The organism is Nocardioides sp. Root682, assembly GCF_001427795.1.
Taxonomy (GTDB): Bacteria; Actinomycetota; Actinomycetes; order Propionibacteriales; family Nocardioidaceae; genus Nocardioides.
Window position 1 is genome coordinate 2092499 of record NZ_LMHJ01000001.1, and the last position, 12819, is coordinate 2105317.

Genomic DNA, 12819 nt, shown 5'->3' on the forward strand with positions numbered 1-12819 from the left:
CGGCTGTGTAGGTTGAGCGGCGCTGTATCCACGAATGGCTGGAGGCTCGATGCTCATCGGCATCCCCCGCGAGTCGAAACCGGGCGAAACCCTCGTTGCGGCGACCGCGAAGACCGTAACCCAACTGACCAACCTCGGCTACGACGTCGTCGTCGAGGCTGGAGCAGGCAACGCTGCCGACCAGCCCGACTCCGCGTTCACCGACGCCGGTGTGCGCGTCGGGACGTCCGAGGAGGTGTGGGCCGCCGACGTCGTCGTCAAGGTCAACGCCCCCTCCGCCGAGGAGATCGGGCGGCTCCGACGGGGCGCCACGATCATCTCGATGATGGCTCCCGGACGCAGCCCCGAGCTGCTCGAGCAGTTCCAGGCAGCCGGCGTCACGGCCCTGGCCATGGACGCGGTGCCGCGGATCTCGCGCGCCCAGTCGATGGACGTGCTGTCCTCGATGGCGAACGTCGCCGGCTACCGCGCCGTCGTCGAGTCGGCTCACGAGTTCGGACGGATGTTCACCGGCCAGGTGACCGCTGCCGGCAAGATCCCGCCCGCGCGGGTCTTCGTCGTCGGTGCCGGCGTCGCCGGCCTCGCCGCGATCGGTGCCGCATCGGCGATGGGCGCCATCGTGCGCGCCTTCGACGTGCGTCCCGAGGTCGCCGAGCAGGTCGAGTCGATGGGCGCCCAGTTCGTCTCCGTCGACATGGAGCAGGAGGTCTCCTCCGACGGCTACGCCAAGGAGATGACCGAGGCCCAGGTCGCCGCGACGGCTGCGATGTACGACGAGGAGGCCCGCGAGGCCGACATCGTCATCACCACCGCGCTGATCCCGGGACGCCCGGCCCCGAAGCTGCTCTCGGCCGAGACGGTCGCGGGCATGAAGAACGGCTCGGTCATCGTCGACATGGCGGCGGCCAACGGCGGCAACGCCACCGGCACCGTCACCGACCAGAAGATCGTCACCGACAACGGCGTCACGATCCTCGGCTACACCGACCTGGCGGGTCGCCTCGCGGCCCAGACGAGCCAGCTGTACGGCACGAACATCGTGAACCTGCTCAAGCTGCTGACCCCGGAGAAGGACGGCGCCCTCGCGCTCGACTTCGACGACGTCGTACAGCGGGGCATCACGGTGGTCAAGGAGGGTGAGTCCACGTGGCCGCCCCCGGCCGTGCAGGTCTCGGCCGCCCCGGCAGCCGTTGCTGCTCCGGTCGAGGTCAAGGAGCCCAAGGTTCCGATGTCGGCCGGCACGAAGGTCGGCCTGGTGCTCGGCGCGATCGGCCTGTTCTGGCTGGTCAACGCGCTGGCTCCGACCGACGACCTGCGTCGCCACTTCACGGTGCTGATGCTGTCGATCGTGATCGGCTACTACGTCATCGGCAAGGTCGCGCACGCGCTGCACACGCCGCTGATGTCGGTCACCAACGCGATCTCCGGCGTGGTGGTCGTGGGTGCGCTCGTCCAGGTGGCCAGCGACGACAAGCTGATCGTCGGACTGTCCGCAGCGGCGATCCTGCTCGCGTCCATCAACATCTTCGGTGGCTTCGCGGTCACCCGACGCATGCTCGCCATGTTCAGCAAGGGAGCATGACCATGGACATCTTCTCCATCACCGGAGCGGCGTACATCGTCGCCGCGCTGCTGTTCATCCTGTCCCTGGCGGGCCTCTCGAGGCACGAGTCGGCCAAGAACGGCCTGACCTACGGCATCGTCGGCATGGGCGTCGCCCTGGTCGCCACCGTTGCCGGCACCGTCGACGCCAGTGAGTTCATCGAGGACCGTCCCCTGGTCATCGGCCTCCTGGTCGCCGCCGTCGTGGTCGGTGCCCTGATCGGCCTGTGGCGCGCCAGGATCGTCGAGATGACCGGAATGCCCGAGCTCATCGCGGCCCTGCACTCCTTCGTGGGTCTGGCCGCCGTGCTGATCGGCGTCAACGGCCACCTCGAGGGCTCGCACTTCGAGCTCGACAGCCTCAACAACATCCACGAGGCCGAGGTCGCGATCGGCATCTTCATCGGTGCGGTCACCTTCACCGGATCGATCGTCGCCAACCTGAAGCTGTCGGCGAAGATGAGCTCTGCCCCGCTGATGCTGCCGGGCAAGAACTTCATCAACGTCGGCTCGCTCGGACTGTTCGCGATCCTGACCGTCGTCTACGTCGCGGTCGAGGAGGGCACCGGCCAGGACATCGTCCTCGCGGTGCTGACGGTCCTCGCCCTCGCGCTCGGCTGGCACCTCGTCGCCTCCATCGGCGGCGGCGACATGCCGGTCGTGGTCTCGATGCTCAACTCGTACTCCGGTTGGGCCGCGGCCGCCTCGGGCTTCCTGCTCGGCAACGACCTGCTGATCGTGACCGGTGCACTCGTCGGGTCCTCCGGTGCCTACCTGTCCTACATCATGTGCAAGGCGATGAACCGCTCGTTCATCTCCGTCATCGCCGGTGGCTTCGGCATCGCCGCCCCCGCAGGCGACGACAAGGACTACGGCGAGCACCGCGAGATCCAGGCCGATGCTGTCGCCGAGCTGCTCGCCGGCGCGTCCTCGGTCGTGATCACGCCCGGCTACGGCATGGCCGTCGCGCAGGCGCAGTACCCCGTCGCCGACCTGACCGCGAAGCTGCGGGCCAAGGGCATCAACGTCCGCTTCGGCATCCACCCCGTCGCGGGTCGCCTGCCCGGACACATGAACGTGCTCCTGGCCGAGGCGAAGCTGCCCTACGACATCGTCCTCGAGATGGACGAGATCAACGACGACTTCCCCGACACCGACGTCGTGCTGGTCATCGGCGCCAACGACACCGTGAACCCGTCCGCGGCGGAGGACCCGTCCTCCCCGATCGCCGGCATGCCGGTCCTCGAGGTCTGGAACGCCAAGGACGTCATCGTGTTCAAGCGGTCCATGGCCGCCGGCTACGCCGGTGTCCAGAACCCGCTGTTCTTCCGCGAGAACAGCCAGATGCTGTTCGGCGACGCGAAGGACAAGGTCGAGGAGATCGTCCGCCACCTCGGCGACTGACACAGCTGTACGACGAAGGGCCGGTTCCGTTGGAACCGGCCCTTCGTCATCTGCCACGCAGCTGGACGCGGGCAACGTCAGTGCAGCGTCAGCTCGCCTACCGTCCAGTCATCCGAACCAGACGTGAAGGAAACCCCACATGCGCCTCCTCCTGATGGGCCCGCCCGGAGCCGGCAAGGGCACCCAGTCCGCCGCACTCGCTGCTCACCACCGCATCCCCGCCATCGCAACCGGCGACATCTTCCGCGCGCAGGTCAGGGACCGCACGCCGCTCGGGCTGACGGCCCAGGGCTACATGGATCGCGGCGAGTACGTGCCGGACGAGGTGACCAACGCGATGGTCGCGGTGCGGCTCGCCGAGCCCGACTGTGCGGACGGTTTCCTGCTGGACGGGTACCCGCGCACCGTTGACCAGGCAGCCGAGCTCGACACGATGCTGGCCGGGGCCGATGCCTCACTCGACGCAGTGGTGGTGCTCACGGTGGATGCCGAGGAGCTCGTCGGGCGGCTGCGACGGCGCGCCGAACTGGAGGATCGGGCCGACGACACCGAGCTGGTCGTCCGCCGACGGCTGCAGGTGTACGCCGAGCAGACCGCTCCGCTCGTCGAGCTGTACGCCGCGCGCGGGCTGGTCCGGGAGATCGACGGGGCCGGCACGGTCGTGGAGATCGCGGCACGGATCGACCAGGCCCTGGCCCGGCCGGTGGTCTGACCGCGACTCAAGGCACGGCTCAGAGCACGACCTCGGCGAGCGTCTCGTAGCGCGGCGAGCGGCGCGGCCCCTCGCCGAGGTGCGAGGCGATCACCGCAACCGAGTCGAACGTCCAGGCCGGCCCCTCGTAGGTCTCCAGCAGGCGCACCCAGTTCGTCATCTCGACGAACCTGCCGCCCGTGCGGGCGACGGTGACGTGGGGACGGAAGCGCTGGCCGTCCACCTCGACACCACTGACCACCGCGGCGTTCCGGGCGCGGACGGCGGCCGTCGTCAAGGTCTCCGGCGCCGTGACCCCGGTGGCGAGGACCCGTGCCTCGGCGACGTTCGGGAACGCGACGGCACCAGCGAGCCGGAGCTCGGCCGCGGGGAGACCTTCGAGCGACGTGGCCAGCCGGTCGACGTACTCGTCGACACGGTGGCTGGCGGCGTCGGCCATGAAGGCCAGCGTGATGTGGAGCTGTTCGGGTCGGGTCCAGCGGAACTCGGCCGCATCGCGACGCGGGTCCAGGAACGCATCGAGGTGCTCGATCGCGTCGGTCGACGGGATCACGGCGGTGAAGAGTCGCATCAGACCTGGGTCCCGACGAGCTGGCCGATGCCATGGGTGACCGCCATCGCGATGAGGCCGCCGAGGATGTTGCGCACCACGGCCATCCGCGCCGAGCCGTAGCCGAATCGGGCGCTGGCCCAGCCGGTCAGCGCGAGGGCGGCCACGACCGCGACGACGGTGATCGCGACCCGGAGGTCCTGGGACGCGAGCAGGATGGTGAGCAGCGGCAGCAGCGCACCGAGCGTGAAGGACAGCATCGAGGCGATCGCCGCGTTCCATGGGCTGGTGAGGTCGTCGGGGTCGATGCCGAGCTCGACCTCGGCGTGCGCCGCCAGCGCATCCTTCTTGGTCAGCTGCTTGGCGACCTCGAGCGCGAGGTCGGGCTCGAGCCCCTTGTCGACGTACAGGCCGGCGAGCTCGGCGAGCTCGTCCTCGGGGTCCTCGGCCAGCTCCCGACGCTCCTTGGCGAGCAAGGCGTCCTCGGAGTCGCGCTGGGTGCTCACCGAGACGTACTCACCCGCCGCCATGCTCATCGCACCGGCCACCAGGCCCGCGATGCCGGCGACGAGGATCGTGGTCCGGTCCGTGGTCGCACCGGCGACGCCCAGCACGATGCCGGCGGTCGAGACGATGCCGTCGTTGGCGCCGAGCACGCTCGCCCGCAGCCAGTTGAGCTGGTTGTTGAAGCCTTCCTGGTGCGGCTCGTCGTCGTGGGGACCGATTGCCTCCCCTGATCCGGTCTCCGTGTTCGCACTCACCCCTGCATGATCCCCGATCCTGCGGTTGTCATGCGACCCGATTGCCGATGAGCGTGCACGAACGGAGGGAAACAACGAGAAACCGGTCGCGACGAGTGCTCGTCGCGACCGGTTTCCCTTGGTTCGTGCTGGCTACAGGCCGAGGTCGCGCCCGATGAGCTCCTTCATGATCTCGTTCGAGCCGGCCCAGATCTTGGTGACGCGGGCGTCGCGCCAGGCGCGGGCCACGCGGTACTCGTTCATGAAGCCGTAGCCGCCGTGCAGCTGGACGCAGGCGTCGAGGACCTCGCTCTGGGCCTGGCTGGACCACCACTTCGCCTTGGAGGCGTCGATAGCGGTGAGCTCGCCCTTGCTGTGCGCGAGCACGCACTTGTCGATGTAGGCCTCGGCGACCTCGATCTGCGTGAAGAGCTCGGCGAGCAGGAACTTGTTGCTCTGGAACTTGCCGATCGACTGGCCGAAGGCCTGGCGGTCCTTGGTGTACTGCAGGGTCTCGATCAGGATCTGCTTGGCCTGCGCGACGTTGGCGACGGCGCAGCCGAGGCGCTCCTGCGGGAGCTTCTGCATCATGTGGATGAAGCCCATGTTGAGCTCACCGATGATCTCGGCGTCGGTCACCCGGACGTTCTCGAAGAACAGCTCGGCCGTGTCGGACTCCTCCATGCCGACCTTGTCGAGCTTGCGGCCGCGGGAGAACCCTTCCTTGGTCGCCTCGATGCCGAACAGGGTGATCCCCTTCGGGCCCCGCTCCGGGTCGGTGCGCACGGCGGTGACGAACAGGTCGCCGGAGAAGCCGTTGGTGATGAAGGTCTTCGAACCATTGATGATCCACTCGTCGCCGTCGCGCACAGCGGTGGACTTCAGGTTCGCGAGGTCGGAGCCGCCGGAGGGCTCGGTCATGCCGATGCCCAGCAGGATCTCGCCGGAGACGACGCCCGGGAGCCAGCGCTCCTTCTGCTCCTCGGTGCCCAGCTCGACGATGTACGGCGCCGTGATGTCGGCGTGGATGCCGTGACAGGTCGGGTACGCCGCACCGACCTTGGCCAGCTCCTCCTGGAGCACGGCATTGAACCGGAAGTCATTGGCCTCGGCGCCGCCGTACTGCTCCGGGACCTCGAGGCCGAGCAGGCCCTGCTTGCCGGCTTCCAGCCAGAACTCCCGGGGCAGCGCCTTGGCGGCGATGTGCTCCTCGGTGTGCGGCAGGACCGACCGGTCGATGAATTCCTTCACGGAGGACCGGAAGGCCTCGTGGTCCTCGTCGTAGATCTCGCGCTTCATGCACCCAACACTACTGGTGGGTCACATCGCCCGTCGCTGTCCCCGAGCACAAGATTCCGGGGCGCGGATTGGTCATTCCGTCACGGAGGAGACGCGTGACGGCATCACCAGCCCGGCGACGACCAGCGCGACGGACGTGCACGCCACCACCACGAAGACCGTGTGCAGGGCCGGGTCGAGGATGCTGATCGGGAGCGCGTCGAGGTCCACCTCACCGGCTCGCTGCCCGCCGCCGAGACGCGAGGCCACCACACCGTTGGCCACGGCACCGAACACGGCGACGCCGACCGCGCTCCCGACCGAGCGCGCGAACATGTTGGTGCCGGTGGCCACGCCCCGGTCGCGCCAGCCGACCGCGGACTGCGCCGCGATGATGCTCGGGCTGGCGACGTAGCCGAGGCCGAGCCCGAGCACCAGGCAACCGAGCGCCAGCAGCCAGACCGGGCTGCCGGGTCCCACGCTGGCAACGATGCCGGTGCCGACGAGGCCGAAGGCGGCACCCGCGAGCAGGCAGGGGCGATAGCCCCAACGCAGGTAGAAACGCCCGGCCGTGCTCGCTGCGATGGGCCACCCGATGGCGAGCGCCGCGACCGCGAGGCCGGCGACGACAGCTCCGGCGCCGAGAACCCGCTGGGCGTACACCGGGACGTAGGAGGTGACGCCGAGCATCAGCATTCCGACCACGAACGCCCCGATCGTGGCGGCGTTGAGGACCCGGTTGCCGAACACCCACAGCGGCAGGACGGGATCGGGGACCCGCCGCTCGACGGCGACGAAGGCCAGCAACAGGACCGCGGAGGCGACGAAGATGCCCACGCCGGCCGGCGACCACCAGGGCCACCGGATGCCACCCTCGAGCAGGCCGAGCAGCAGCAACAGGGCCGCCCCGGCCAGCAGGAGGGCTCCGACGACATCGATGGATCGACGCTCCGCGCGGGCCTCGTGGGCCGCGGTCTCCTCGAAGCGACGCACCAGCACCACGGCGGCCAGCACCCCGAGCGGCACGTTGATCCAGAAGATCCAGCGCCAGGACGTGTGCTCCGACAGCAGACCGCCGAGGGTCGGGCCGACGACCGCCGCGACGGCCCACACGCCGGCGACGTAGCTCTGCGCGACCGCGCGCTCGGCAACGGAGTAGATGTCGCCCATGATCGTGACGGCCGCGGGCTGGATCGCACCGGCGCCGAGGCCCTGGACCGCGCGGAAGACGATCAGTGCGGTCATGCTCCACGAGAGCGCGCAGAGCACCGAGCCGAGGACGAACAGCGTGATCCCGAACAGCATCAACGGCTTGCGGCCGAAGACATCGGCCAGCTTGCCGTAGATCGGGGTGGTCACGGCCTGCGCCAGGAGGTACGTCGAGAACAGCCACGGGAACTGGGTGAAACCGCCCAGGTCCTCGACGATCGCGGGGACAGCAGTCGCGAGGATCGTGGTGTCGATCGCGACGAGCGCCACGCTCAGCATCACCGCGCCGAGGATCGGGCCCCGCTCGCTGCGCAGTCCCACATGGGCCCGCGTCACGGGAGCGGGCGCGGAGAGGGTCACGTCAAGCGGCAACCGGCGGCCGCGGTTCGGCATTCCCTCGACACGTGACCGGAACGTGATCGGGCTACCCGAGGCCGTCCTCGGCCTTGTCGAGGAACCCCTGGAGGTCGAAGACGTCACCGGAGGGCGGCGCCGCGATCTCGACCTCCTTGTCGAAGTCGGAGAACTCGAAGAAGTCCACGTCGCTCTCCTCGATCCTCAGCAGGTAGTGCGGTTCGTCGAGCCGGACGTGGAGGACCTCGCGCTGAGAACCCTCGGTCTGCTCGATCTTCACGGCGTCCTCGTCGCCGACCTCGTCCTCGCCGAGGCTGGTGGCCGTGGCGTCCTCGCGACCGTCCCGCTCCAGGAACTCGTCGAGGTCGCAGAAGGCATCGGTCGTCTCGAGCAGGCTGTTCTCGAGCACCCAGCGATCCCCGATGACCGGCAGCACCAAGGCCGCCGCGTCGCCGCCGCTCGTCGAGTTCCAGAACGCTGCGTCGGCGCGGAGGTAGAGGTTCTCGTCCACCCGCAGGATCTCGGCGACCCCGCCGGAGGACTTCTCCGTCATGGTGCCCTTGCAGTCGCCGCGACTGGTCGCCGTGACGTCCACCTCGACCGGCGAACCGTCGTCATCGAACTGCCCGCGGATGCGCGCGCTCTCGACGACGGCCATGTCGCGTTCGGAGGCCCGGAGGATGTCCTTGGGCTCCAGTGCCAGGAACGACTCCTCCGCCGGCGAGGGGTCGTCGCCACCGCTGCCACTGGTGAGGAGCGCGGCGCCGATGCCGGCGCCGAGGGCGACCGCCGCGGCAGCCCCACCGAGGGCCCACCACTTCTTCGAGGAGGTACGACGTCCGGTGGGCGTCGCGCTCAGGAAGGCCGGCGGCGGCGGATTCGCGGCCGCGGGCACGTAGGCCGTCACGGGCACGGGGCGCGCGGCCGGCGCGGGCGTGGGTGTCGGCGTCGGCGTGGGTGTGGGCGTGGGCGTCGGCGTCGGCGTGGGGCGGATCGGTCGCATCGCCGTACTCCCCTTGGCCTCGGGCACCGCGGCACCCGGGGTGATCGGGAGCCGGAGCGCGGCGTGCAGGTCGGCACTCATCTCGCTGGCCGCCTGGTAGCGCTCGGCGGCGTCCTTGGCCATCGCGGTGCGCAGGATCCGGTTGGTGGCGTTGACCATCGGGCTGCTGCCCGACAGCTGGGGGACCGGGTGGCTCACGTGGGCGGCGACCAGCTGGTACTCGGAGGTGCCCGCGTAGGGCGGGGTCCCCGTCAATGCGACCCACAACAGGCAGCCGAGGGCGTAGATGTCGGTCGATGCGCTGGCCTTGGCCCCGCCGTGGAGCTCGGGCGCCATGTAGGACGGGGTACCGACGGCCGAGGCGCTGAACCGGGTGGCGTCGGCGTTCATCTTGCGGGCGATACCGAAGTCGGCGAGGTAGGCCCGCACTGAACCGGGCCTGCGCCGCACCAGCACGTTGCCGGGCTTGATGTCGCGGTGCACGAGGCCCGCGTCGTGGGCGTCCGCGAGACCGCTGGTGACCTGCTCGATGATCTCGAGCGCCTCGACCAGGCTGGGCGTCCCGTGGGTCCGGATCAGGTGCCCGAGGTCGCCGCCCGGGATGAGCTGGCTGGCGATGTAGAGGTAGCCGTCCTCCTCCCCGTGGGCGTACACCGACACGACGTGGGCGGACTCCAGGGACGCCTGCGAACGTGCCTCACGGGTGAAGCGCTCACGGAACTCCGGGTCGTGCGCGAACAGCGGCGTGATGACCTTCAGCGCGACCTCGCGCCCGAGGTTCTCCTCCATGGCGCGGTAGACCACGCCCATTCCGCCCTGGCCCAGCTGCTCGACGATCCGGAACCGGCCGATCCGCGACCCGGGGACCGGGTCGCCGGAGCCGGAGCCAGAGCCGGAGCCAGAGAAGGAGGACACGCCCTCTGTTCTACCGGACGACCGTGTCGGCGACATGACGCGGCGGTCAGTGCCGCGCTCCGACTGCTCTGGAAATCCCCCCAGGGTTGTCCCCAGAACCACCGACGGTGTGGTCAGGGAGCGCGGCACGCCGTACTGCACGGGCCACTCCCCCACGGTGCGACCCGTGCGAATTGTCTCGCTTGCGCAGTGGCACCGATACCCGCGATTCCGAGGACAGCCACCCAATCCGGGGTCGCACCCCCACCATTGGGCCTAGCATCCGGCCATGAGGCGCGGGCGGTCCGAAGGTCGTTCCTTCGCCGCGTCCGTGGAACGCGGGCTGCAGCTGGCCATCGGCATGGTGATCCTGGCGAAGACCCTCGTCTGGGCCGGCCAGTTCGCCCTCCAGCCGTCGTACGACGGCGAGGACCTGACGCTCGCAGCGGTCCTGGTGTGCTCGGTCCTCATCGCCGGGATCAACTGTCTGCGGGGGCGCGCGTCCACCGCGGACGTCGTGCTGTGCACGATCGCGATGGTCGCGGGCGCCCTGATGCATCGCGACGACGTGCCTCTGTCCGGGGCTGCGGACTCCCCGATCATCCATCTGGCCGAGCCGATGCTGCTGGTGATCGCCGCCCGTCGCCGCGGCGCGGTGGCGACGATGGTGCTCATTGCCGCACTGTTCGTGGGCCTGCGCTGGATCACGGGAGGTGACGACGGCCTCGTCTACGGGCTCCAGGAGGCCGCGCTCATCGGCGGCTCCGTGTTCGGCGCCCTGTTCCTCGTCACGCACATGCGGCGCGCCTCAGGCCGCGCGGAACGTGCGCTCGCCACCCGTCGGGTCGACGAGGCCGAGCGCATGTCGTCGGCCGAGGTCGAGGCGACGTCGTTCCTGCACGACGACCTGATCCCGACCCTGCTGGCCGTCGCCGGCCTGCCCGGGGACCCGGACACGTGGTCCGCGGCAGCCAACGCGCTCGAGGAGATCGAGGTCCCGGCGGCCGAGCAGGGACTCGGCGACCTGGTCGCGGAGATCCGGACGGCGGCGGATCGCGAGCACCTCAAGGCCCGGTTCGTGGTGCGCGGGCGACGCCAGCGACTGCCCGACGTCGTACAGGACGCCCTGCTGGGCGCGGCGACCGAGGCGCTGCGCAACGTCGCGCGGCACAGTGGGCAACGGCGCGTGCGCGTCACCGTCGTACGACGAATTGGCTCGATCCGCGTGGTGATCGCCGATCCGGGTCTGGGGTTCACCGCGGATCCCGGCGTCGGGCTGCGCGTCGCGATCGCTGGACGGGTGTCCGCCGTGGGCGGGACGTCGCGCGTGGACAGCGTCCCCGGCTCGGGGACGACGGTGGTCCTGATGTGGCGCTACCGCCGGCTCGCGCGCCTGCTCGGCATGTCGCCCGCCCACGACCAGGTGATCCGGGCGGTGGTGCCGGACCCGGGCCGGGTGGCCCTGGTGGCCAGCGCGGTGCTCGCCGGCGGGTACCTCGCGACCGCGGCGCTGTTGACGCTGGACAACCCGGTGCAACCGGAGTCGTACCTGGGCGCCGTCGCCATAGCTGCGCTGGTCGTGCTCCTCACCAATGCGATGACCCGGGGGCCACTGTCGCCGGCCCACCTCGTTCTCGCCGCGGCGGCCCCGACCGCGATCCTGGCCGCGGCGCTCCCCTCTGTTCCGGCCGAGGGTCTCGGCGGTGCCCAGTCGTGGTTGATCGAGTTCAGCGCCCTGCCGGCGCTCGCGGTCGCCTGGGTCGTGTCGCAACGCATGATCATGCTGCTCCTGGTGCCGAACGCGCTCGTGATCACCGCGGTCGCCCTGCACCTGGATCGGCCTGTCAGCGACCTGCCGCACCTGCTGTTCGTCCAGCCGCTCAACGCCCTGTTCGTCGGGATCATCGTGTCCGTGTGTCGGCGCGCCGGACACATGGTCACGAACCGGGCCACCCCCCGGACGTCCGATCGCCGGGTCGCCCTCGAGAGTCTCCTGGGCAATTTCCTCGCGCCCGTGCAGGAGATCCTGATCCGAGGAGCGCTGGGCAGGGTGACCACCACTGAGTCGACGCGGGCGGCGCTCCTGGCGCACGCCGCGAGGGACTGCCTCTACCTTCCCGGGACCGAGCACGCCGACCTGCGGGCCGAGCTCACCGCGCTACGGGCCGCCGGCGCCCAGGTGGAGAGCCGGATGACCGAGTACCCCGCGGCCACGCGCACCCTGGCCTCCGCGCTCCGGGCGCTCGTCGGCAGCAGCCCCGGTCAGGTCACCATCTCCGGCACCGTCGACGAGTCGTCCGTGGTCGTGGTGCCCGGCCTCGCGGCCGACGCCGCTGCGCGGGTCACCCGCTCGCTGCCCATCTCCTGGCAGGCGCGAGCCGAACCGGAGGCCCTGGTGCTGACGGGGCCGCCGGACCTCGCTTCGGTCATTCGTCGAGGTGGCCGTCGGCTCGTGCGCGACTGATCAGGCCGTGCACGTTGCCGGGGTCGACGCCTCCGGACCGGTAGGCACGGGCCGCCCGGAACAGGTGTTCACGCACCGTCACCTCGCTGATCCCCAGGTCGCGCGCCACCAACCGGTAGGGCAGGCCGGTGCTCACGGCCCGGAGGATCTCGATCTGGCGCTGCGACAGGCGCGTGCCGAGCCCGTCATCGGTCAGCAACATCGCTGCGAGCTGGCCCGAGCAGGCGAGCTCGCCCGCAACGCCGTCCCGGATGGCCTGGGCGATGGTCTGGATCGGGTCCACCTTGAGGACCAGGCCAGCCGCGCCGGCCTGGATGGCCCGCCGGACCGGCATCGGCCGCTCCTCCGCGGTGAACAGCAGGACGACGATGTCGCGGGCCACGAGCGCGGCCACCGATTCCTCGGCGACGGGCTGGTCCGGGATGTGCAGGTCCAGGAGGACGACGTCGAGCCCGTCGGGAGTGTTCTCGAGGAGCTCGTCCACCGAGCCGGCGATGGACACGAGCGCCATGTCGGGGGCGTGCTTCGCCAACGCGGCACCCACACCAGCAAGCACCACTGGATGGTTGTCGATCGCCCCGACCCTGATCACTGCGGACACCACGCCAG

General features: G+C 70.2%; 10 protein-coding genes. 4 read left to right on the forward strand and 6 right to left on the reverse strand.

The window, feature by feature from the left end:
- Positions 1-49: 49 nt before the first annotated feature.
- From ASD84_RS09895 to ASD84_RS09905, 3 genes are all read left to right on the forward strand, one after another.
- Positions 50-1582, forward strand: a complete 1533-nt coding sequence (locus ASD84_RS09895) for a Re/Si-specific NAD(P)(+) transhydrogenase subunit alpha (RefSeq protein ID WP_056709576.1) — start codon at positions 50-52, stop codon at positions 1580-1582.
- A gap of 2 nt (positions 1583-1584) precedes the next feature.
- A complete protein-coding gene (pntB, locus tag ASD84_RS09900; RefSeq protein ID WP_056709578.1) occupies positions 1585-3006 on the forward strand; it encodes a Re/Si-specific NAD(P)(+) transhydrogenase subunit beta in 1422 nt (473 codons plus the stop codon).
- 139 nt (positions 3007-3145) lie between these two features.
- The gene (locus ASD84_RS09905; RefSeq protein WP_056709580.1) at positions 3146-3718 is read left to right on the forward strand and encodes an adenylate kinase; all 573 of its coding nucleotides are present in this window, start codon (positions 3146-3148) and stop codon (positions 3716-3718) included.
- A 19-nt stretch (positions 3719-3737) separates the two neighbouring features.
- On the opposite strand, the gene thpR is transcribed toward ASD84_RS09905, so the two are convergent.
- From thpR to ASD84_RS09930, 5 genes are all read right to left on the reverse strand, one after another.
- A complete protein-coding gene (thpR, locus tag ASD84_RS09910) occupies positions 3738-4289 on the reverse strand; it encodes an RNA 2',3'-cyclic phosphodiesterase (RefSeq protein WP_056709582.1) in 552 nt (183 codons plus the stop codon).
- The gene (locus ASD84_RS09915; RefSeq protein ID WP_200954482.1) at positions 4289-5029 is read right to left on the reverse strand and encodes a VIT family protein; all 741 of its coding nucleotides are present in this window, start codon (positions 5027-5029) and stop codon (positions 4289-4291) included. Before ASD84_RS09915 ends, thpR begins: the two co-directional genes overlap by 1 nt.
- A 132-nt stretch (positions 5030-5161) precedes the next feature.
- The gene (locus ASD84_RS09920; RefSeq protein WP_056709584.1) at positions 5162-6307 is read right to left on the reverse strand and encodes an acyl-CoA dehydrogenase family protein; all 1146 of its coding nucleotides are present in this window, start codon (positions 6305-6307) and stop codon (positions 5162-5164) included.
- Positions 6308-6379: 72 nt separating this feature from the next.
- Positions 6380-7855, reverse strand: coding sequence for an MFS transporter (locus tag ASD84_RS09925; protein WP_235531053.1), 1476 nt, complete (start codon positions 7853-7855; stop codon positions 6380-6382).
- A gap of 64 nt (positions 7856-7919) precedes the next feature.
- The gene (locus tag ASD84_RS09930; RefSeq protein ID WP_056709585.1) at positions 7920-9767 is read right to left on the reverse strand and encodes a serine/threonine-protein kinase; all 1848 of its coding nucleotides are present in this window, start codon (positions 9765-9767) and stop codon (positions 7920-7922) included.
- A 268-nt stretch (positions 9768-10035) separates the two neighbouring features.
- On the opposite strand from ASD84_RS09930, the gene ASD84_RS09935 reads away from it, so the two are divergent.
- A complete protein-coding gene (locus ASD84_RS09935; RefSeq protein WP_156391735.1) occupies positions 10036-12210 on the forward strand; it encodes a sensor histidine kinase in 2175 nt (724 codons plus the stop codon).
- Here the strand turns inward: ASD84_RS09935 and ASD84_RS09940 are convergent.
- Positions 12173-12811 (reverse strand): response regulator transcription factor, encoded by a 639-nt coding sequence (locus tag ASD84_RS09940; RefSeq protein ID WP_156391737.1) that lies wholly within the window; start codon positions 12809-12811, stop codon positions 12173-12175. The genes ASD84_RS09935 and ASD84_RS09940 overlap by 38 nt on opposite strands.
- Between the last annotated feature and the right edge of the window lie 8 nt (positions 12812-12819).

What these genes read in the sequence shown, in the direction of transcription:
- ASD84_RS09895 (WP_056709576.1), top strand. Translation starts at nt 50, where the DNA reads ATGCTCATCGGCATCCCCCGCGAGTCGAAACCGGGCGAAACCCTCGTT.
- pntB (WP_056709578.1), top strand. Translation starts at nt 1,585, where the DNA reads ATGGACATCTTCTCCATCACCGGAGCGGCGTACATCGTCGCCGCGCTG.
- ASD84_RS09905 (WP_056709580.1), top strand. Translation starts at nt 3,146, where the DNA reads ATGCGCCTCCTCCTGATGGGCCCGCCCGGAGCCGGCAAGGGCACCCAG.
- thpR (WP_056709582.1), bottom strand. Translation starts at nt 4,289, where the DNA reads ATGCGACTCTTCACCGCCGTGATCCCGTCGACCGACGCGATCGAGCAC.
- ASD84_RS09920 (WP_056709584.1), bottom strand. Translation starts at nt 6,307, where the DNA reads ATGAAGCGCGAGATCTACGACGAGGACCACGAGGCCTTCCGGTCCTCC.
- ASD84_RS09935 (WP_156391735.1), top strand. Translation starts at nt 10,036, where the DNA reads ATGAGGCGCGGGCGGTCCGAAGGTCGTTCCTTCGCCGCGTCCGTGGAA.